Source organism: Vibrio superstes (assembly GCF_003569005.1).
In the GTDB taxonomy this organism is placed as follows: domain Bacteria; phylum Pseudomonadota; class Gammaproteobacteria; order Enterobacterales; family Vibrionaceae; genus Vibrio; species Vibrio superstes.
This window is the reverse complement of sequence record NZ_BCUR01000004.1, coordinates 1,255,925-1,275,977: the sequence shown is the minus strand read 5'-3', so window position 1 is coordinate 1,275,977 and position 20,053 is coordinate 1,255,925. Positions and strand designations below refer to the sequence as shown.

Here is a 20,053-nt window from a genome sequence, read left to right as displayed (position 1 = left end):
GTCACTATTGCCGCACCGATACCACTAAACCTCTGGATTTTCATACACTTTATTCACACTCCGATTACCCCTCAGCAATAATCCAGCTTAATTTTATGCCCATTGCGACACTCTTTAGCAAAAGGCGTACAAAGTGCTTTTTTGCGTATACACTACAACTATAAGTGATTGATTATTAACTGAGAGAAATGGAAGGATTTTATCATGCGCTGACCCTTATCGGGATCGCGTTGTACTGGATAATTGTAGCGGGTGTCACCATTCGAGTGGTCATCAAAAGGCGTTCTGTTAGCGTCTCTTTAGCTTGGCTAATGATTATCTATATTCTGCCAATAATCGGGGTGATCTGTTACTTCCTGTTTGGGGAACTAAATCTAGGCAAAAAAAGAGCGGAACGCGCGCAGGCGATGTTTAACCCCTACGAAGCTTGGTTCTTAAAGCTGCTTGATTGTAACGCCCATCTCCCTGAAAAAACGCCAACACACATTACCCATATTGATGACTTGTGTACCAAACGCATGGGCATCCCTGCTCTTTGCGGTAACACCTTATCTCTGCAAGACACGCCAGAGAAAATTCTGAAGTCGATTGTCGAAGATATTGAGCAAGCGCAAAGCATCATTCGCATGGAGTTTTATATCTGGAATGAAGGTGGTTTGGCTAACGCCGTTGCCGCTGCATTAATTAAAGCCTCACAGCGAGGTGTGCGATGTCAGATCCTGATCGATGCTGCAGGTAGCCGAAAATTCTTTTCCTCTTCTTGGTGCAAGATGATGCAAGGTGCGGGTGTTGAGGTGGTTCAGGCTTTGCAGGTAAATCCTTGGCGTATGTTCCTGCGTCGTCTTGACTTGAGACAACACAGAAAAATCATCGTTATCGATGATAATGTTGCCTACACAGGCTCAATGAACCTTGTGGATCCTGAGTACTTTAAACAAGATGCAGGGGTTGGAATGTGGGTCGACGTCATGGTGCGAATCACAGGGCCAACCGTGAACGTTCTCTCAGCTATACATTGCTGGGACTGGGAGGTTGAAACGGGTGAGCGCTCCTTCCCTGCTCCACCAGAGTGCCATATAGACCAAGATAATCTGTTGCACCCGATACAGGTGGTTCCATCAGGCCCGGGCATGCCAGAGAACCTTATCCAACAAGTACTGACCATTTCCATTAGCCGTGCCTGTGAATCGGTGACCATCACCACCCCTTACTTTGTACCAAGCGAAGAGTTGCTGCAAACGCTCCGTACTACCGCACAACGTGGTGTTAAGGTAGAGCTCATTATTCCCAAAAAAAATGACTCTATTATGGTGGGTTGGGCATCTAAAGCCTTCTATGCAGAGTTGCTATCTGCTGGGGTTATTATTCATGAGTTTGAAGGTGGACTGCTACATACCAAGTCAGTGGTAATAGACCGGCAATATTGCCTAATAGGGACGGTAAACCTTGATGTAAGAAGCTTGTGGCTTAACTTTGAAGTGACATTAGTGGTTGATGATGCCGAGTTTACCCAGCAACTTTATTGGCTACAGCAAACCTACATACAACAATCGACAACGGTAGACGAAGATCGCTGGCGTGAGCGAAGTATGCTACACCGTTTCCTAGAGCGCGCTTTTTATCTGTTTAGTCCTGTTCTATAAACATTCGATTTACTTGATTAAACGTAATTTTTCTTGCACTGCCTGCCCTGCTCATGGTTTAAATAACCCTATCGCAATTACATCAGGGAAGGCAGATGGCAAAGAGCAAATCTCCAGTGACAAAAACCACGCAACTTATCAGTGCGGGTAGGGATAAAAAGTACACTCATGGCGTGGTGAACCCACCCGTTCAACGGGCATCCACCGTCTTGTTCGATACCGTTGCTGAAAAAAATCAAGCAATGGTAAATAGAGCTAATAAAGCTCTATTTTATGGTCGCCGTGGTACTCAAACTCATTTTGCATTCCAAGACGCTATGGTTGAGCTCGAAGGTGGATACGGGTGTGCGCTCTACCCTTGCGGAACTGCAGCTATTTCAAATGCGATACTTGCATTTGTAGAAGCCGGCGATCATATCCTTATGGTCGATACTTGCTACGAGCCCACTCGTGACTTCTGCGATACTATGCTAAAGCGTCTTGGTGTCGAGACGACCTACTACACGCCAACGATTGGCGAAGAGATACAAGGCCTTATCCAGCCCAACACTAAGCTCCTTTTCCTAGAGTCTCCTGGTTCAGTCACTATGGAAGTGCAAAACGTACCTCTGCTTGCAGACATTGCACACCAGAACGATATGATCGTTATGTTGGATAATACTTGGTCCGCAGGCCTGCACTTTTCACCGTTTGAATTTGGCGTCGACATCTCAATTCAAGCTGCCACAAAATACATAGTGGGACACTCTGATGTCATGCTAGGTACGGCTATCGCTACCGAAAAATACTGGGATCAATTACGCGAAAACAGCTACCTGATGGGACAATGCGTGTCACCGGATGATGCGTATTTGGGTCTACGTGGTATTCGCACCTTAGATCTACGCCTCAAGCAGCACCAGAAAAACAGCTTAAAAGTCGCCAACTGGTTAGCCACTAGGCCAGAAGTTGATCATGTTCGCCATCCAGAACTTGAAACCTGCCCTGGACATCAATACTTCAAGCGAGACTTTACCGGTGGCAATGGCTTGTTCTCATTTGTCATGAAGAGCCAGAACACCAAGGCAAGCACTGCCCTGCTTGATGGAATGGAACTGTTTGGTATGGGCTACTCATGGGGCGGTTATGAAAGCTTAATTCTTGCTAATGAGCCAAGAAGTTTCAATAGTCTGCGAACCGTAGCAAACCCTAACTTCACTGGCACTCTATTCCGCCTTCATATCGGTCTTGAGAACGTGGACGATCTTATCAAAGATCTCGAGGTGGGCTTTGCTCGCTATAACGCGGTTCTACAAGCCGAAGAAAGCGCGGTCAGCTAATTTTTCTTGTTAGACCTCCCCACCCGAGGGAGGTCTATTATTTTTACTCTTCTATTTCTTCGCTAGACCTATATACTGCCCGCAGTAACAAGCAGGTTCGGCCATTTTTGGCGAACATTCAGTAGCGCGGAGCAACAATGTCTAAAAATTCTATTTCCATGATTGGCCTATGTAACCCTAAAAGCCCAACCAATGTGGGCGCAGTTATGCGCGCAGCCGGGTGTTACCAAGCAAGTGAGGTTCGCTTTACCGGAACCCGCTTTGCTCAAGCGGCCAAGTACCATACCGACACCAAGGATATGACAGGGAAAATAGATCTAAAACAGATGCAATCCCTTACCGATGAACTAGACCCAGACACAAAGATTGTCTGTGTTGAGCTTGCCGAAGGTGCAACGCCACTGCCTCAATTTCAACACCCTGAGAAAGCAATATACATATTTGGGCCTGAAGATGGCTCAATCCCTCAGCAAGTGGTCGATAAGGCAGATGCGGTTGTTTACGTGCCGACTATTGGCTGTATGAACCTTGCTGCAACGGTCAACGTGCTTCTGTACGACCGTCTCGCTAAGTCTAATCAAGAGATAGACCATGCCGAGCGTGTTATCCAAAGTCGTGATGTGAATAATCGCCTCAAGGTTTAGCTGTCTTTATTCTTGCACATTGTTAGCAGGAATTTATCGGTGAAGAGATCCCCGATAAGAGCACTCGGGGATGACCAGAACACCGTCATTCCCACAGGTTGTTAGCGGGAATCTATCGCTGAAGAGATCCCCGATAGAAGCGCTCGGGGATGACCAGAACACCGTCATTCACGCAGGTTGTTAGCGGGAATCTATCGCTGAAGAGATCCCAGATAGAAGCACTCGGGGATGACCAAAACATTGTCATTCCCGCAGGTTGTTAGCGGGAATCTGTCGATGAAGAGATCCCCGATAGAAGCACTCGGGGGTAACCGGAACATTGTCATTCCCGAGGTGTTTTATCGGGAATCTGTTGGTGAAGAGATCCCCGATAAGCGCACTCGGGGATGACCAGAACACCGTCATTCCCGCGGGTTGTTAGCGGGAATCTGTTGCTGAAGAGATCCCCGATAGAAGCGCTCGGGGATGACCACGAAACTGTCATTCCCGCCGGTTGTTAGCCGGAATCTGTCGATGAAGAGATCCCCGATAGAAGCGCTCGGGGATGACCAGAACACCGTCATTCCCGCAGGTTGTTGGCGAGAATCTATCGATGAAGAGATCCCCGATAGAAGCGCTCGGGGATGACCAGTACACCGTCATTCCCACGGGTTGTTAGCGGGAATCTGTCGATGAACAGATCCCCGATAGAAGCGCTCGGGGATGACCAGAACATTGTCATTCCCGCAGGTTGTTAGCGGGAATCTGTCGATGAAGAGATCCCCGATAGAAGCACTCGGGGGTAACCGGAACATTGTCATTCCCGAGGTGTTTTATCGGGAATCTGTTGGTGAAGAGATCCCCGATAAGCGCACTCGGGGATGACCAGAACACCGTCATTATTCCCGCGGGTTGTTAGCGGGAATCTATCGCTGAAGAGATCCCCAATAGAAGCACTCGGAGATGACCAATGCACCGTTAGTCCCGCAGGTTGTTAGCGGGAATCTGCTGCTGAAGAGATCCCCGATAGAAGCGCTCGGGGATGACCCAGTGCACCGTCATTCCCGCAAGTTTTTAGCGGGAATCTGTTGGTGAAGAGCTCCCCGATAAGCGCACTCGGAGATGACCAAAACACCGAATTTATACCCATAGCCAGACACAAGTGTGGCTTACATTATCAAGGTTTAACATGTATCAATTAACGATTTCACTGGAACAGTTTTTGGCGGATTTCTGGCAAAAGAAGCCCACAATTATTAAAGGTGGTTTTGCTAACTTCCAAGACCCGATCTCCGCAGAAGAGCTAGCGGGGCTGACTATGGAAGAAGAAGTCGACTCGCGTTTTGTTTCTAATAAAGATGGTGAGTGGATCGCAGAGCATGGCCCTTTTAACGAAGATAAATATGCTTCGCTAGAAGAGACAAACTGGTCAATCATCGTTCAGGCTGCAAACCACTGGCATCAAGGTGCTGCGGAGCTTGTTGAACCATTTAAAGCCATGCCACAGTGGTTATTTGATGATTTGATGATCAGCTACTCCGTTAAGGATGGCGGAGTGGGTCCGCATATTGACCAATATGATGTATTTATTGTGCAAGGAAGTGGCAAACGCCATTGGCGCGTTGGTGCAAAAGATGAAGGCCAATATGTTGAAACCAATCAACATAGCGCTTTGCGTCAAATCGAAGGCTTTGAAGCCATCATTGACCAAGTCCTTGAGCCTGGTGACATCTTATATATCCCACCAGGGTTTCCACATGATGGATTCGCACTTGAGCCGTCTATGAGCTTCTCTATCGGCTTTCGTTCTCCAAAAGAACAAGAGCTAATCAGCAATTTCGCAGACTACATCTTAGCTAACGATGTTGGCGATGTGCACCTACACAAGCCAGAGATGAAGACGCAGGATAATTTTGGTCAGATTAGTACTAGCGACCTAAATTCCTTAACGGAGATGCTATTAGCATCAATGGAAGATGAGCACCGCGTGAATGACTTTATGGGTTGTTTACTAAGTCAGTCACGTCATCAACTGAATATCATTACCCCTGAACCTTTATGGGAAAGTGAAGAAGTGGCTAACCACCTTCTATCTGGTGGAAGCATTGAAAAAGTAGCGGGCTTACGCGCTCTGTATCATGAGCAGGATGAAAGTATTGCCTATATTAACGGAGAAGTGATCAAGGTCTCCGAGGAAGACAGTTCAATCATCAAGCTACTTTGCGGACAGCAGCAGCTTACTGTTGATGACTTCCCAAGTGGCATTGCGGCGGCGAACGTATCGCTACTGTGCGACTTAATCAACAAGGGCTATTGGTATATTGATACCGAATAACCGCAGCGATTAACAGAACCTGTGAACAGTGACTTTATGGCTCCTTAGTGGAGCCATTTTTTCACTCAGTAAACACGGTAGACCAATTCTCATCGTTATTATCAATTTATATTTGATAATAATTCAAATATATAGCCGTTCATTTAATGGTGATTGCACACTATTATTCTCCCCGTCAACACAAACACATTCCAAGGGGAACATCACATGACTAAGCTAACTATCGTTGCAAACATCATTGCTAAAGAAGATAAAATTGAATTGGTAAAAGCTGAGTTGCTTAAACTTATCGATGTGACTCGTGCAGAAGAGGGTTGTATCAACTACGACCTGCACCAAGATAACGAAAACCCTGCTCATTTCATGTTCTATGAAAACTGGGTATCTCGCGAACTATGGCAAACTCACATGAGTAATCAGCACCTTGCTGACTATATGGCAGCAACCGATGGCGCAGTGGACCAATTCATTCTAAATGAGATGACGCAGATCGCTTAGTTACAAGGTTCAATGCCTAACCATTTTCAAATCCCAACTACGGTATCGTTGTTGGGATTTTTGTCATCATACGTATCGATTTCAGAATAGACCTTTGATAGATTCAAACAATGCCCTTTCATCGATAAGAAACCATGCAGATCCGTTTGATTTCCCCTAAAGCTACCCTACCCATACGTCACCGTGTGCTTTGGCCTTCAAAGCCCATCGAATTTTGCCAAGTCAAAGAGGATAATTTGGGTATCCATTTTGGCGTTTTTGAAAATGATATCTTGCTTTGTGTGGCTTCCGTTTTCATAACGGACGCTGAGGCGAGGCTAAGAAAATTTGCGACCTTGCATGAACATCAAGGAAGAGGCATTGGTACACGGATGATCGATCACATCATTGAATCTCTAAAGCAAGAGGGTGTGACCTATTTTTGGTGTGATGCAAGAGAGTCAGCACAAGAGTTTTATGCTCGCTTTGGCATGCAAAAACAAGGTGAGCGTTTTTTTAAAAGCGGTGAGCCATACTTTAAGATGTCTGTAGAACTCAAGCGTTAACCTAAAGACTCGAACTCATCTACTTCGAATCTTGCTCTTCTAGCCTCAGCAACAGAGCAGTGCGTCATTTCCATCAACTCGGACAACGTGATATTTGGATTTTCGGTCAGTAAACGCTTCAAGCGGTCTGCGGGAGATTCCAGTTTATCCTGATGAAGCTGAAGGGCGAGATTCAGCTTTTTAATAATAAATAGCACACTATCCGGTTGCTGCGATAGCTCCGAGCACAGCGTTTGAATATTGATGGCATCACCGGACACTTGCCAGTGCCTACTGCGGCGTACCCTCTTTAGCTCGCACTTATATTTGAGCGCGAGCTGCTTTACCGATTGTACGGTTTCTCCGCCGACCCTATGAATCAAAGAAGGTAATACAACGGTGATGCTTTGGTCTATATTCATTTCATCAAGTTACAGCGTAACCAAAATGGCAACTGGTGCTCTCTAACTACTTCCATCCGTGTAACCACTCTTTTGGATCTTTTAATACCATCCAATCAATAGAGCGGGCTCGTTTAGTGACTATAGGTTCTATAATGCACACCTCGACCATACCCTCTTCATCGAGTTCTACTTCTGTCACAATAAAGTGCTTCTCTTTATTTTGACAGTTTACCGCCGTCCATTTACTTCGTAGCAACTTTTTAGGGTTAATTTGATTCATTGTTTTACCTCGTTGTAGACACTTTGCTTTGTACGAGAACAATCATCAATTTGTGCTAACTTACTTGGCTTAGCTGAAGGTATTGATATAAAGCGCCTCGACTTTATCCCTTGCCCATTGGGTTTTTCTTAAAAACTTCAATGATGATTTAATAGAAGGGTCATTGCTAAAACAGTTCACCCTAACTTCAGCATGCAGACCGCTCCAACCATAATGCTCTACCAGACGGGTTAAGATCTTCTCTAAAGAGAGACCGTGTAAAGGGTTATTAGGTTGTTGTTGAGTCATAGCTTACTTCTACTTATAAATTGACAAAAATTGTGCCCAATGTGACTCTAAATCAAAGATGATGCAAACAAATTCACGCATTATTTGGTTTTTATGGCCAAATCGCAGCACTGACCATTTTACTTACTCTATTTGTGCAAATAAAGAACATGAGACTCCTAGCAGACAAGACCGGCGAGCAATTTCTAGAAATTCTAGACCAACAAGGTGATGCACTGACCGTGCAATTCATCTCAAATGAAGGCATTCGTAAGGGCAAACCTTTTAAAGACACATTGACTGGCTTGTACCTGACTGGTTGGACTCATCGTTCTACCTCAACCGCTATAGGTTTAGAGAGGTTTAAGCAAGGTATCCTGCAAGACGCCACCGTTAGCTTTGCCTTACACCAGCTCTATCCCCTTGGTCGCAAGGTGAAGCTTCCTTCAGATGAAGTTGCCACCATTGCCAGTTATGCCAATACCCACCCTGATGGCTACTATATGTATGTGCGTATTGATGAAGAATTGCATCGCTATAGAATCACGCCCGATTGGGAGCTGCTCCCCTCTGAAACCTTGCTGGCTCTTCCCTACTACCCTGCTCCTCTAACAAGAGAAGAAAAACAAACCATTGATGACTACGACACATGGGCCGGTGGATTTTAATGCTTGGTATTGGAAGCCTAAACTGAGACAATTAGCCCCGAATTTATCTATCAAGGCCAAAGATGAAACTTTTAGTTCGCAACCTTTCACGCAAAATGACTGAGCATGAGATTCGTGTTCTTTTCTCTGAACACGGTGACGTGACGTTATGTAACCTAGTGCTAGACCAAGAGACAGGCCTATCTAAGGGCTTTGCTTTTGTTGAAATGCCAAACACAAGTGAAGCAAAAGCTGCCATCTCAGCATTAGATCAAGCTGATGTGCAAAAAAGCAAAATACGAGTAAAACTCGCTAAGAACTAGCAGTTACTAAGAAGCCAGCTATTAATGAGCTGGCTTCATTGTTTCTATCAAACTGTTTGGTAGTAAAGCTTTAGTAATGAGCTTTCCACTCAGTCTCTGCCATCAAACTGCCTAATAGCACTGCCTTCAACCCCAATACTGCACTTACGACAAGCACCCCATGTGCTGACAACCCACCTAACAATATCGCCACGCAAATCAGTGTGACCAACAGACTCGTGCCTGGCAAAGCCATTCCTTTTAAATCACCTGTACGAAGTGAGGAGAGAATATGGGCGTCCGTATAATAAAAAACGCAGCATGCTGAGTCACCTTAGGATACTGGGTTCATGGAAAGAGGCGCTTAAGAATAAATCTTACCAGTAGTTCTCCGAGCTATAATGGCCGGGCTTTCGTCTTAGGTGCTTATGATAGCCCCTTTGCGTCAAAGTCAGCCCGCTCTCGCGCACCATAGCTGGATTGCCACATAGATAAACAAATGTTTTCTCCATATCTAGGCGCACACCAGTGTGAGACTCGAGTACCCTCTTTTCTATCAGTTGTGGCACTCGGCCAGAAAGACTCCCCGGCACCTCTTCTCTAGACACAATAGGAACGTATTGAAACCTACTGCCAAACTTTTCCTGAAACGCCTGAATCAAATCGCTATACACGAGATCTTGTTTAAAGCGAACCGCATGCACCAAAATAATATCGGTATAGTGCTCAGGAAAAGCCTCTGATTGCAGAATGGATAGGTAAGGACCGATACCGGTTCCCGTTCCCATCATCCACAGTTCTGTTGCGTGGTCTGGGATCTCATCTAAGGTCATAAATCCAGCGCACTGCTCACCCACCATGACTTCGTCATTTGGATGTAAGGTATGTAGATTAGGCGATAAGGCACCATCTGGATCGGAAATAATCAAAAACTCCAACTCACCCGTTGCACTGTAATCTTCTGGGGAGTTCACTATTGAATAGGCCTTGCGCAGAAAGCTACCCTCAGAGTTGTACAAGCCCAACTTAGTAAACTGACCTGCGGTAAACAAAATACCCGGTACCTTTACTCTTATAGAGAATAAAATGTCTGTCCAATCAACCCTAGAACTCACCAAACCACAAACAAACCCAACGTGTGGAGTCATATCGCCCAACCTCTTTATCTACCAATACATTTAATCTAGTTCAATTAAATGCAATGGGCATGCCATTCCCAGTAATTTATTATAATTCAGTTCGTTATAGCATAGTAATGACTGAGGGTTATCATTATGACAATGTCATATTTCAGCTGTCACCCATACAGACTTATCCGTTTGAGCATGGGAGAGACGGCAGTGGGCGATGACAGTAACACCAAGGTGAACGTTCGCATTATTGCTACAACAAACAGAGTGATTCACGAAGAGGTTAAAGAGGGGCATTTTCGTTCCGATCTCTACCATCGGCTAAGCGTGTTCCCTCTATTTTTCCACCACTTCGAGGACGAGATGATGGGCTTCTATTACCCCCGTCGGGTTCTACAGATACAATCTAGGTCGTGATCATTTACTAACCCTGTCGCTTGCAGAAATGCATACAGGGTTGTGCTACCTAGGAATTTAAAGCCGAGTTTTTTAAGATCTTTAGCAAGGCGATCAGAGAGCTCAGTAGTTGCCACAGGAAAGTCGCCTTTAACTCTGTTATCTAGCGGGTTATTATCAACATAAGACCAGATGAACGAATCAAAGCTGCCGTGCTCAGATTGGATCTGTAAAAACAGCTTGGCATTATTAATTGCCGCTTCAATCTTGGCTCGATTGCGGATAATTGACGCATCTTGCATCAACTCCTCTACCTTATCTGAATCGAACGTAGAGACGACAACAGGATCAAAGTTGGCAAAGGCATTACGATAGCCTTCTCGGCGCTTTAGAATGGTGTACCAACTCAGGCCGGCTTGGGCCGATTCTAGGATTAGAAACTCAAAGAACACCTTGTCATCATGAACTGGTACGCCCCATTCTTTATCATGATATTCCACATAATCTGGTTTGCTAACATCAAGCCAGTTGCATCGCTTCATCATTATCCCTTTTGGTGCGCACCGCACTCTTGTATCTTCTTAACGTGATAGTCAGAATAGCAAACCCATCATCGATTGATAGAAAAGTGCGGTGTTAAAGTGAAATAGACACTAGATGATCATGGTTAATTGAGCCGAAACCACATAGTTGTCATCATCACCATATTGAGCGGCTAGATCAAAGCCAAACACGCCGTAGGGTCTAAACCCAAAACCTGCAGTAACCATGTTTTCAGCGTAATCGGTCATGCTATGCATGTAACCTGCTCTAAACTGAGCCCACTTCCAAAGATCAACCTCTCCACCAATTCGAGTAAACTGCGTTTTATAGCTTTGCTCTTCGAAATAACGTGTCGAGTTCAAATCAATATCGGCTGTTAGCGTGTACCAATCGGTAGAGTATGCACTGCCTAGCTTGTATTCAGGCTCAACCACGTAGGTTGCTTTTTGTCCCATCTGAACATTGGTTTCTAAACTGTGCGAAATGATGTTCTTAGCAACAAAAGCCACATTTAAATGATCGATAACCTCATAGCTTGCGCCAACATCGAGGTTAAAGGTTGTTTTGTCCTCAAGATCTTCAAAGAAGTCAGCGTCATCTAGTTCATCTTCGTTTAGTCTTTCTTGGAAATAGGTGGTGTAGATTTGTTGGACTTTAGGAGAAAAGCCAACGCTCAAATTTCTATCGTATACTTCATAGTTTTGAGCAAAGGTGAAGCCTATATCTAGCGTACCACCAATTAGGCCAGTGACTGTCGATCTCACCTCGTCATCGGGATTGATATTATCAAAATCGTTATCATCAATATCCATCGTCGCCAGTGCCGTTGCATGAGTAGCCACAAAAAAATTGGTGTTGATGAAACTGTTTGGTACCGCAAATACCATGCCGGCTGACGCGTTCGCTGTCACATCACCATTGGAGAGGTCTCTCAGTGCAGCTTTCCACGCTTCCTGAGCTTCACTACTGGTTGGATTATCAACCCAGTCATCTTCTGCATCAAAATAGACATCCAATTTATCCAGCATGCCCTCGCCATCATGAACACCAGCAGTAACCGCGGGTAAAATCATACCAAAACTATGCTTAGACTCTCCTGATGCAGCTAACGCGGGATTGTAAAAACTCGCACTGACAAAATTAGCGGCGGCAACGCCAGTACCCGCCATAGCGATACCACGAGCATCACTGTGTGCGTATGAATTAAATGAAGCTAAAGAGAAAGGAAGACTGAATAGAACAACAGCCTTTTTAAACGAATGCATGACATATCCTTGTGAAAGCACTAAACGATATGCCATTCTAAATATGCATTGTTTCATTGAAAGTACAATTAACTCAATGACTTAAAAGCTAACATTTGATTACACATACCGATATTGGTTTACTGTTACTTTCCTTCCCCATGCGCTCGATAGCTTGATCCAAGTTCATAATCACAACAAAAAAAAGACTACACAAATGTGCAGTCTTTATGAGTTCAGCAATTTTAAAGCCCCATATTAGCGCTTGGTTTATGCCTGTTTCACTTCAATTCTGTGGAACATTTTGTACAACACTGGTACCACGATTAACGTCAATACTGTTGCAAAGCCCAAACCAAACATGATAGTAACCGCCATAGGCTTAAAGAAGATATCCGGCAGTAATGGAATCATACCCAAAATGGTTGTGATAGCCGCCATACATACGGGTCTCACACGACTCAGTGCTGCCTCAACTACCGCGGCATACGCTTCTTTGCCTGATTTAATCTCCAGTTCAATCTGATCAATCAAAACAATACCGTTTTTCAATAGCATCCCAGACAAGCTCAAGAAGCCTAACAGCGCCATGAAGCCAAATGGCGTATTGAGCAGCAACAAGCCTGTTGTTACACCAATCAAGGCCAAAGGTACTGTCAGCCAAACTATCAGAGGTTCTTTAACTGAGTTAAACAAGAACACAGTGATCAAGAACATGAATAGGTAACCCATTGGCATACTTGAGAACAACGACCCTTTTGCGTCATTTGAAGACTCATATTCGCCCCCCCACTCCAAGCTGTAGCCTGGCGGAAGTTCAATAGCTTCAACCTTGGATTGGATACGCGCCTGCAAAGTAGCCGCTGTTTCTTCGCCCAATATATCGGGGTCAGCAAACACTGTTAGCATACGCTTTCTGTTCTTACGGACAATCAACGGATCTTCCCAACGCACTTGATTACCTAAAGTGATCTGCTGTAAAGGAATGTAATCACTAAGCACTGGGCTCCAGATTTGCATGCCTTCTATATTTCTAAAATCGACTCGCTCTGCTTCAGTCAAACGGGTCACAATAGGCATTAATGTTGTGCCATCTCGATACACCCCAACCGTCAAGCCTGAGAATGACATTTGTAGAAATTGATCCATATCGTTCTTACTAATTCCGTAGCGGCGAGCCTGACTTTCATTAAACTGAGGCTCAATCACTTTGGTACGCTCTCGCCAGTCATGACGAACGGCCGTCGCACCCGGATCAGCATTTAGAATATCGACCACTTGGCCCGCAACCGTCCGTAATACCGTTGGATCTGAGCCTATAATTCGAGCTTCGATCTTAGCACCACCGCCTGGACCTAACTCTATTTGCTTCAACTTGTAGTCTATCTCAGGGTAGTGGCTAGCAACATGCGCCCGATATTTATTCATAATATCGTGCAGTACTTCATAGCTTTCCACACGTGTCACTATCTCACCATAGGCTGCATAACTTTTCTCTGGTGTATAGGTCAGCATAAAGCGCTCTAACCCCTTACCCGCCGTCGTCGTTACACTTTCTACACCTTCCTGATCAAGCAGCCAGGTCTCAATGGCCTTCATTTTGGTGTTAGTAACCCGTATATCTGTCCCTTCTGGTAACCAAATATCTGACAAGAACATAGGTGTCGTAGAGGATGGGAAGAAGGCTTGCTTAATAAAGGTAAAACCATAAATGCTTACACCTAGCGCAACGACGAGAGTCGCCATGGTTATCCAAGCGTTTCGCATACAAAACTCTAGGAATTTTTTGTACATGACAAAAACAAACCCATTGTAAGGATCATCACCCGCATCTTGGTCGAACTTCTGCCCTTTAAAGAAAAGCTCGGCAAAGAAAGGCGTTAGCGATATTGCTGTGAACCAAGACAGCATTAGAGAGATAAGCAATACAGAAAACAGCGTACGACAATATTCACCAGTGGAGTCTTCTGACAAACCAATAGGGGCAAATGCGGTGACCGCAATCACGGTCGCGCCAAGCAATGGCCACTTGGTTTGTGTCACTATGTCTGTTGCCGCTTGTAAGCGAGTTCGCCCTCGCTGCGTCCCGACCAATATACCTTCAACCACCACAATGGCATTATCCACCAGCATCCCCAGCGCAATAACCAAAGCCCCCAGAGAAATACGCTGCAGATCGATGGCAAAGTACTTCATGAATACAAAAGTGCCTAATACAGTGACCAACAGAATCAGACCAATCAATAGTCCTGAACGAAGCCCCATAAAGAAGAGTAATACCACGATAACGATGCCGACCGCTTGACCAAGGCTAACCACAAAGCCGCTCACCGACTTATCAACTTCTTTAGGTTGGCTATAGATTTCAGAAATGCTAATGCCTATAGGCTGTTGGTATTTCAGCTCCGCTAAACGTTTATCAAGTTGCGCCCCTACCTTCACTACGTTGACACCCGCGTTGAAAGAGATCCCCATGTTGAGAGCAAAGCTACCATTGAAGTTGATTAAATTACTTGGGACGTCAATATAGCCACGCTTAATCTCAGCCACGTCACGCAAATAGATTTGACTCGAACTGTTCTTTGCGACATCAGTAATAATGAGATCGCCAAGTTGATCTACATCTTGAAACTCCCCGGTTGGATGAATTCGTACATACTCATCACCCATTCGTATTGCTCCTGCTGGGGTGACGATATTTTGTGTGTTGAGGAGATTTGCCACAGCTTCTGGAGCAATACCTAACGAGTTAAGTCGCTTCATCGACATTTCAATAAAGACTTGCTCTTGTTGCTCACCCGATACAGCAACCTTACTGATGCCATCGACCAACTCAAGCTCACGACGCAAGTAATCAACGTAATCAAGGAGTTCTTTATACGAATAGCCTTCACCTGTAACGGCAAATAGCACCCCAAAAACATCTCCAAAGTCATCAATAACTGCTGGCGTGTTCACTCCAGGAGGGAGAGTACCATCGAGATCCGTCACCTTACGACGCAACTCATCCCAAATTTGAGGAAGATCATCAGGGCCATAACTATTTTTCATGGTCACTGTGATCTGAGATAAACCTCGGCTTGAAATTGAATTAACCTCATCCACATAACTTAGCTGTTGAATGGCCTTCTCTATAGGGTAAGTGACCTCCTCTTCAACCTCTTGAGGAGTCGCCCCAGGGTAACTAGTGACTACCATGGCGTCTTTGATGGTGAAAGCGGGGTCTTCAAGTCGCCCTAGTTCAAAGAATGAAGCTGTGCCACCGATAAAAAAGATCAAAGAGATCATCCAACTGATCACTTTGTTCTTTATGAAATAGGCGGCGATTCCTTTGGTGCTCTCATCGTCTTGCTGCTCGAGATTATCCTGGCTCATTGAACAGCCTCCTTCTTAATTACTTCCACTTCCGCTCCATCTCGCAGTTGAGACATTCCTTTGACTACGATCTTTTCCGCCCCTTGCAAGCCACTAACAATTTGCACGGTTCTGTTTTGAAGTTTTCCTATCTCTACCAATTGCTTACGCACAGTATTACCTTCTAACACCCACACATAGGTCTCTGTTCTATCGAGGAGGTCTCCATCCATATTAACAACTGCATTAAATGGAACATATGAGCCCACGCTCACGTTCAGTCCAGCTTCGCTGCTTCTTGCGGTCACTTCTAACGCCATACCATCGAGAATAATTTCTTCCTCCGGCATTGGCATAGTTAAGGTCACGTTGTAAGTGCCGGTTGCTGGATTGGGTTCGGTGGTAAATTCTTTAATGGTCGCTTCGTAAATATTGCCACTTTCAACCTTTACCTTGGCATTTACCTTACGCAAATCTCTCTTTGTAGGTTGATGGACAAATAGGCGGTCGGGTATCTGAATCAAGACTTCAACCGCATCCGTACTGTGAATATTGACTATCTGCTGACCTACTTGAATATTCTCAAAACGGTCGACATTGACACGGGAAATAATGCCATCGGCCGGCGCTTTAAGGGTTGTAAATTCCAAATATAATTTAGCCAACTGCAAATCAACGAGGGCAATATTGCGCTGTGCTGCCAATTCATCATATTGTGACTGTGCCAGTAGGCCTTTTTTAACCAATGGGCCGGAGCGTTTGTACTGGCTGTTTATAGCGGCATAGCTTGCCCTAGTGTTATCCACTGCAATTTGGAAGTCTCGCGTGTCTAGTTGGGCAATGACATCGCCTTTCTTGACCCTATCACCCTCCTTAACAGGCAGTAGAGTAATTTCTCCCTGCACTCTAAAACTTAAATGTGAGCGCAGTGCCGCTTGTGCTATCGCGGGAAAATAAATTCGATCCGTAACTTCCGGTTCACCTAACTGAAGAATTTCCACTTTTGAAATATGGGTTGTTGGCTCTACAACGGGCCTTTCACAACCTACCAATACTACAGACAATCCCAATACTAGTGAGCCTTTCGAGAGCCACTTCATTGCTAAACTCATAAGCCTCGCTCCTTAATCCACTCTCTGATCTTCATCCCTGATTGGAGTTCTTTTACTCCAGAAATGACTATTTGATCGCCATCGAGTAATCCAGAAACCACTTGTCCTGTGCTACTAAGAGAGATAGAAACTTGTTCAACCATAGAGTCTTCTGTGACTCGCCAAACACACTGCTCGTTGCCACAGGCAAACAAAGAAGTCTCAGGTAGCTTAGTGGGTTCGGTGCGCGGTAACATAACGTGAATATTCCCAGACATACCTGGCAGTATGCCTAAATCACTAGGTCGCTCCATGATCATAGTGACCTTGTAACTACCTGTGGAGTTGTCCGACTCTGTATCTATCTCTTGAAAGGTCAAAGAAAATTGCTGCTCAGGAAAGGAATCAAATATCATGTAAGATTCTACGCCGTCGTATCCTCTAAAACGATTTAGCATAGAGTCTGGCAAAGGAAAAATAACCTTAAGCAGATCATTAGACTGGATGTTCATGACGCCCTGTTTAGCGGCTACATATTCAAAATTGTCGATGTTTACGAGCGAAATCGTGCCATCGAATGGAGCGGCAAGTTTAGTATAACTGTAATTGGCTAGTGCTTGGTCATAATCCGCTCGAGCTGACTTGTGAAGTGACCTCGCTTGGTCATACTCTTGCTCAGAAACCACCTTGTCCTTGATCAGTTTTTTCATTCGGTCAAATTGAACTTGAGCCAAATTAAAGTTTGCCTTCGCTTTAGAGCGTTGCAGTTTGTATTCACTGTCTTCTAATACCGCTAATACATCTCCTTTTTTAACGGGCAATCCAGCCGTAGCCGGCAATTCGATGAGTTCACCAGGAACTCTGAAAGCAAGCACTGCACGGTCACCTGCCGCAGAAGAGGCAGGGAACACACGTTCAAAACTTTTGTCTCCTACAGACACAGTGAGAAGTTTAGCTGGGCGAGATTCAGGCTCTGAGACGGCATTTTGCTTTTCACCGCAACCTGCTAAGCCTAAAGCGGTAAAGAGCACAACAATCCAGTTGGTGCGCATAGTATTTCCTTATTTAACGTCAATACCATTAAACATAGATGTATCAAGATGTTAACGCTAATTTAAAAGGCTGTTTTTGGCACTTTTCTAGAAATAATTCACAATGTGTTTAAAAAGCGTTCAGATGTTACTGAACAAAGCGAAATCGCATTTCTTTTAATGATGATAGGCAAAGACCTTGGGCACGATTTTCATCCTTGCCCCTAATTAAATAGTGCATATTATCAAGCAGATAGTTGAGAAGTGACGATTACATCGCCCACAAAGATAAAGAGGTTTCTGTAGAAGAAGTGAAGCGCAGAGTTGTTGCACAGGCTAAAACAAAAAAACGCACCACAAGATCTGCAGTGCGTTTAGAATCATGAATGATTTAAGGCTAGTTTACTTGGCTTGATGAAAAATCTGCTCTGTTTCTAGCGATGTCATGCTACGGATTTGACGCCAAACATAGTAGAAGATACCCAACATCATCAACATGCTAGGGATGGCAATCACTGGGTAACTGTATAAAGTCATTTTGCCTAGCTCTTCATTGAATGCGGCTGTACCTGCAGGGCTAGTAACAATGTAAGTCGCCAGCGCGTAATTCATCACGGACGAGAACGCGAATGTACTCGCAAACAAGTAGTTAGAATTCATCAAACAGCGGTCAAACGCCTTCTCATTGCCACTCTCTCTTAAGCGCTCTTCAATCAGAGACAAGTTCAGCACGGTTTTATTGAATATCAGCTTTTGCATCAATGGATGACGAGTGAAGGTTGAAACCAGTACCGCGGTACCAATAAGGCCAGGAATTAGCGCCTCTTTCAGTGCTAACCAGCGAGTGTCTAACTCAAGTAAGCCAATACCACCCGTTAAAAGAACACTCACAAAGCCAAGTGCTGCAATGAAGTTAAACTTCTTATTGCGGATAAGTTCTAGACCACCGTAAGCAACCGGGAACGACAAAGCCACAACAAGCGACAGCACTGTGCCTAGATGCTCGTCGCCACTGAACTTCATTAAGATGAACGATGGGATGAATACGTTAAACAGTATCTCAAATAGAGGGTTAGATTTTTTGGTATTGGTACTACTCATAGTCTTCCAGTGTTACACGCTATATTTCTCTTTATTGGAGGGGATTGTTCCTTGCGTAGCCCCAAATGTAAAGTCTTTAAAGTTTAGCAATCATGACACCAGTATTCAAAAACACACCGACTTGAGCTTCAACAAAGGCATGAGACACAAGCGCCAGTATTAGGTTGCTTTGCATTCAATGCGCGACTTCATGTTTCGTATCGCCACTAGAGGCTTGCTCACACTGCTCAATTTTGTAGAGCAAGGTGTATACCGCAACAAAGGCTCGACTACCATCATGGTACCGGCTTCACTGTCATTTGGATCTTCAAGAAACAATCGAGTCAGGCTGAGGAGTACGCAGTAAAAAGAGAGCCCATAAAGAATCTGCCAAAGTATCATCGATATGAAACGGATAGACCTTGATTTTGCAGCATGATAATTACCGATTATCAGTTCAATGTATTAATTGGATAAAACAACCATTTGAAAATGAGTTACGGATCAACATTCTGTTAACACAAGCCAACAAAACTGTCTAATCAATCACGTTAAGTCATACAATACTATTGTATCATTTAGCCATTCTAATAAAGGAATACTCTAATAAAACGTGGGAAAAAAGATTATGAAAAAAATGTATCTAGGTCTAGCTATTGCGGGTTTACTAGCGGGTTGTGCTACTCCAAGCGACAATGCAAAAACTGAAATGGCGGCTCCTGCAACAAATGCAGTAGTTGCAGCAGGTACAGGGGACAACCTAGTAGCCGACCCAAATATCGTTGAGTTTCGTGCTAACAGCGGTAAAAGTGATGTTTGGGTAAAACACTCAGACAAAAATAACGGTCTTGGCGACGTAGGCAGTTCAAAGGTATCTGCATTTGAAGATGAAGGGTCTGTACGTCTTCGCTTTATCAGTGCATCAGATGACTTTTCTGCAATGCCAGGCCTTAGCCAACAAGTTAATGGTCTAGCTCCAAACACAGATTATGTATTATCTCTATACGTAGAAGATAAGAAAGGCAGCGCATCACCAACGTCTGTAGTTATTGGCGCTACCGATGCTGCTGGTAAAGAACTTGCTGAGCAAGTATTCCACGTAGCAAGCATGGACAACGCTCCTAAGGCAGACAGAAGCTCTTTCCGTCAAGTAGCGGTCGAGTTCAACTCTGGTGGCAATACTTCAGCGACAATCTTTGCAAAGCTAAAAATAGATGACGCGTCTGCAATCAGTGGTGACATTGGTAAAGCAACCGAAATCCGCGTTGATGCATTCTCTGTCGCTAAGAAGTAATCACTTTTAAGCCTCTATAAAAAACGCCAATCATAGTGATTGGCGTTT

Annotated in this window: 20 protein-coding genes and 1 pseudogene; 10 read left to right on the top strand and 11 right to left on the bottom strand. The window is 44.6% G+C overall.

The features are described 5' to 3' along the window. The first annotated feature begins 188 nt into the window (after positions 1 to 188). The 6 genes from cls to D5I41_RS13790 all read left to right on the top strand — a co-directional run bounded on the left by cls (position 189) and on the right by D5I41_RS13790 (position 6,963). Entirely contained in the window at positions 189 to 1,643 is a 1,455-nt protein-coding gene (gene cls / locus D5I41_RS13815; RefSeq protein WP_119010275.1) for a cardiolipin synthase, read from the top strand. A 95-nt stretch (positions 1,644 to 1,738) separates the two neighbouring features. Continuing rightward, entirely contained in the window at positions 1,739 to 2,962 is a 1,224-nt protein-coding gene (locus D5I41_RS13810; RefSeq protein ID WP_119010274.1) for a cystathionine beta-lyase, read from the top strand. A gap of 137 nt (positions 2,963 to 3,099) precedes the next feature. Beyond that, a complete protein-coding gene (locus D5I41_RS13805; RefSeq protein ID WP_119010273.1) occupies positions 3,100 to 3,606 on the top strand; it encodes an RNA methyltransferase in 507 nt (168 codons plus the stop codon). Positions 3,607 to 4,774: 1,168 nt separating this feature from the next. Beyond that, entirely contained in the window at positions 4,775 to 5,920 is a 1,146-nt protein-coding gene (locus D5I41_RS13800; protein WP_119010272.1) for a ribosomal protein uL16 3-hydroxylase, read from the top strand. A gap of 207 nt (positions 5,921 to 6,127) precedes the next feature. Then, complete coding sequence (locus D5I41_RS13795) at positions 6,128 to 6,418, top strand: putative quinol monooxygenase (protein ID WP_017030284.1); 291 nt, start codon at positions 6,128 to 6,130, stop codon at positions 6,416 to 6,418. A 134-nt stretch (positions 6,419 to 6,552) separates the two neighbouring features. Next, a complete protein-coding gene (locus tag D5I41_RS13790; protein WP_119010271.1) occupies positions 6,553 to 6,963 on the top strand; it encodes a GNAT family N-acetyltransferase in 411 nt (136 codons plus the stop codon). Here the strand turns inward: D5I41_RS13790 and D5I41_RS13785 are convergent. The 3 genes from D5I41_RS13785 to D5I41_RS13775 form a co-directional block, all read right to left on the bottom strand. Then, positions 6,960 to 7,364: a ribosome recycling factor family protein gene (locus D5I41_RS13785; RefSeq protein WP_119010270.1), complete on the bottom strand. Its 405-nt coding sequence runs from the start codon at positions 7,362 to 7,364 to the stop codon at positions 6,960 to 6,962. The genes D5I41_RS13790 and D5I41_RS13785 overlap by 4 nt on opposite strands. Before the next feature lie 46 nt (positions 7,365 to 7,410). Further along, a complete protein-coding gene (locus tag D5I41_RS13780; RefSeq protein WP_017030287.1) occupies positions 7,411 to 7,626 on the bottom strand; it encodes a TIGR02450 family Trp-rich protein in 216 nt (71 codons plus the stop codon). Positions 7,627 to 7,695: 69 nt separating this feature from the next. Then, positions 7,696 to 7,914 carry a VF530 family protein gene (locus D5I41_RS13775; RefSeq protein WP_119010269.1) on the bottom strand — a complete coding sequence of 73 codons (219 nt, stop codon included), beginning with the start codon at positions 7,912 to 7,914 and terminating at the stop codon, positions 7,696 to 7,698. 149 nt (positions 7,915 to 8,063) lie between these two features. Between D5I41_RS13775 and D5I41_RS13770 the strand changes: the two genes are divergently transcribed. After that, a complete protein-coding gene (locus D5I41_RS13770; RefSeq protein WP_119010268.1) occupies positions 8,064 to 8,561 on the top strand; it encodes a hypothetical protein in 498 nt (165 codons plus the stop codon). A gap of 62 nt (positions 8,562 to 8,623) precedes the next feature. Further along, on the top strand, positions 8,624 to 8,863 hold the full coding sequence (locus D5I41_RS13765; protein ID WP_119010267.1) for an RNA recognition motif domain-containing protein: 240 nt from the start codon (positions 8,624 to 8,626) through the stop codon (positions 8,861 to 8,863). A gap of 70 nt (positions 8,864 to 8,933) precedes the next feature. On the opposite strand, the gene D5I41_RS21245 is transcribed toward D5I41_RS13765, so the two are convergent. Beyond that, entirely contained in the window at positions 8,934 to 9,092 is a 159-nt protein-coding gene (locus tag D5I41_RS21245; RefSeq protein WP_162892840.1) for a hypothetical protein, read from the bottom strand. 127 nt (positions 9,093 to 9,219) lie between these two features. After that, the gene (locus tag D5I41_RS13760; RefSeq protein ID WP_119010266.1) at positions 9,220 to 9,990 is read right to left on the bottom strand and encodes a ferredoxin--NADP reductase; all 771 of its coding nucleotides are present in this window, start codon (positions 9,988 to 9,990) and stop codon (positions 9,220 to 9,222) included. A gap of 192 nt (positions 9,991 to 10,182) precedes the next feature. Between D5I41_RS13760 and D5I41_RS21540 the strand changes: the two are divergent. Continuing rightward, positions 10,183 to 10,352, top strand: a pseudogene (locus D5I41_RS21540) (sigma 54-interacting transcriptional regulator); the annotation flags it as partial. On the opposite strand, the gene D5I41_RS13750 reads toward D5I41_RS21540, so the two are convergent. The 6 genes from D5I41_RS13750 to D5I41_RS13725 all read right to left on the bottom strand — a co-directional run bounded on the left by D5I41_RS13750 (position 10,350) and on the right by D5I41_RS13725 (position 18,732). Further along, positions 10,350 to 10,910: a DNA-3-methyladenine glycosylase I gene (locus tag D5I41_RS13750; protein ID WP_119010264.1), complete on the bottom strand. Its 561-nt coding sequence runs from the start codon at positions 10,908 to 10,910 to the stop codon at positions 10,350 to 10,352. The pseudogene D5I41_RS21540 and the gene D5I41_RS13750 overlap by 3 nt on opposite strands. 111 nt (positions 10,911 to 11,021) lie before the next feature. Then, a complete protein-coding gene (traF, locus tag D5I41_RS13745) occupies positions 11,022 to 12,176 on the bottom strand; it encodes a conjugal transfer protein TraF (RefSeq protein ID WP_119010263.1) in 1,155 nt (384 codons plus the stop codon). A gap of 249 nt (positions 12,177 to 12,425) precedes the next feature. Then, a complete protein-coding gene (locus D5I41_RS13740) occupies positions 12,426 to 15,530 on the bottom strand; it encodes an efflux RND transporter permease subunit (protein ID WP_119010262.1) in 3,105 nt (1,034 codons plus the stop codon). Then, positions 15,527 to 16,621, bottom strand: coding sequence for an efflux RND transporter periplasmic adaptor subunit (locus tag D5I41_RS13735; protein ID WP_119010261.1), 1,095 nt, complete (start codon positions 16,619 to 16,621; stop codon positions 15,527 to 15,529). Before D5I41_RS13735 ends, D5I41_RS13740 begins: the two co-directional genes overlap by 4 nt. Then, positions 16,618 to 17,652 (bottom strand): efflux RND transporter periplasmic adaptor subunit, encoded by a 1,035-nt coding sequence (locus D5I41_RS13730; protein WP_119010260.1) that lies wholly within the window; start codon positions 17,650 to 17,652, stop codon positions 16,618 to 16,620. The genes D5I41_RS13735 and D5I41_RS13730 overlap by 4 nt, the downstream gene beginning before the upstream one ends. Before the next feature lie 381 nt (positions 17,653 to 18,033). After that, positions 18,034 to 18,732: a VC0807 family protein gene (locus tag D5I41_RS13725; protein ID WP_119010259.1), complete on the bottom strand. Its 699-nt coding sequence runs from the start codon at positions 18,730 to 18,732 to the stop codon at positions 18,034 to 18,036. Positions 18,733 to 19,339: 607 nt separating this feature from the next. Here D5I41_RS13725 and D5I41_RS13715 point away from each other — a divergent pair. Beyond that, on the top strand, positions 19,340 to 20,005 hold the full coding sequence (locus D5I41_RS13715) for a hypothetical protein (RefSeq protein ID WP_119010257.1): 666 nt from the start codon (positions 19,340 to 19,342) through the stop codon (positions 20,003 to 20,005). Positions 20,006 to 20,053: the final 48 nt, after the last annotated feature.

Excerpts from the sequence above, each read along its gene's own strand:
- D5I41_RS13725 (WP_119010259.1), bottom strand. The coding sequence starts at position 18,732 with ATGAGTAGTACCAATACCAAAAAATCTAACCCTCTATTTGAGATACTG.
- traF (WP_119010263.1), bottom strand. The coding sequence starts at position 12,176 with ATGCATTCGTTTAAAAAGGCTGTTGTTCTATTCAGTCTTCCTTTCTCT.
- D5I41_RS13735 (WP_119010261.1), bottom strand. The coding sequence starts at position 16,621 with ATGAGTTTAGCAATGAAGTGGCTCTCGAAAGGCTCACTAGTATTGGGA.
- D5I41_RS13780 (WP_017030287.1), bottom strand. The coding sequence starts at position 7,626 with ATGAATCAAATTAACCCTAAAAAGTTGCTACGAAGTAAATGGACGGCG.
- D5I41_RS13805 (WP_119010273.1), top strand. The coding sequence starts at position 3,100 with ATGTCTAAAAATTCTATTTCCATGATTGGCCTATGTAACCCTAAAAGC.
- D5I41_RS13810 (WP_119010274.1), top strand. The coding sequence starts at position 1,739 with ATGGCAAAGAGCAAATCTCCAGTGACAAAAACCACGCAACTTATCAGT.
- D5I41_RS13765 (WP_119010267.1), top strand. The coding sequence starts at position 8,624 with ATGAAACTTTTAGTTCGCAACCTTTCACGCAAAATGACTGAGCATGAG.
- D5I41_RS13770 (WP_119010268.1), top strand. The coding sequence starts at position 8,064 with ATGAGACTCCTAGCAGACAAGACCGGCGAGCAATTTCTAGAAATTCTA.
- D5I41_RS13730 (WP_119010260.1), bottom strand. The coding sequence starts at position 17,652 with ATGCGCACCAACTGGATTGTTGTGCTCTTTACCGCTTTAGGCTTAGCA.
- cls (WP_119010275.1), top strand. The coding sequence starts at position 189 with ATGGAAGGATTTTATCATGCGCTGACCCTTATCGGGATCGCGTTGTAC.
- D5I41_RS13785 (WP_119010270.1), bottom strand. The coding sequence starts at position 7,364 with ATGAATATAGACCAAAGCATCACCGTTGTATTACCTTCTTTGATTCAT.
- D5I41_RS13775 (WP_119010269.1), bottom strand. The coding sequence starts at position 7,914 with ATGACTCAACAACAACCTAATAACCCTTTACACGGTCTCTCTTTAGAG.
- D5I41_RS13750 (WP_119010264.1), bottom strand. The coding sequence starts at position 10,910 with ATGAAGCGATGCAACTGGCTTGATGTTAGCAAACCAGATTATGTGGAA.
- D5I41_RS13800 (WP_119010272.1), top strand. The coding sequence starts at position 4,775 with ATGTATCAATTAACGATTTCACTGGAACAGTTTTTGGCGGATTTCTGG.
- D5I41_RS13760 (WP_119010266.1), bottom strand. The coding sequence starts at position 9,990 with ATGACTCCACACGTTGGGTTTGTTTGTGGTTTGGTGAGTTCTAGGGTT.
- D5I41_RS13795 (WP_017030284.1), top strand. The coding sequence starts at position 6,128 with ATGACTAAGCTAACTATCGTTGCAAACATCATTGCTAAAGAAGATAAA.
- D5I41_RS13715 (WP_119010257.1), top strand. The coding sequence starts at position 19,340 with ATGAAAAAAATGTATCTAGGTCTAGCTATTGCGGGTTTACTAGCGGGT.
- D5I41_RS13740 (WP_119010262.1), bottom strand. The coding sequence starts at position 15,530 with ATGAGCCAGGATAATCTCGAGCAGCAAGACGATGAGAGCACCAAAGGA.
- D5I41_RS13790 (WP_119010271.1), top strand. The coding sequence starts at position 6,553 with ATGCAGATCCGTTTGATTTCCCCTAAAGCTACCCTACCCATACGTCAC.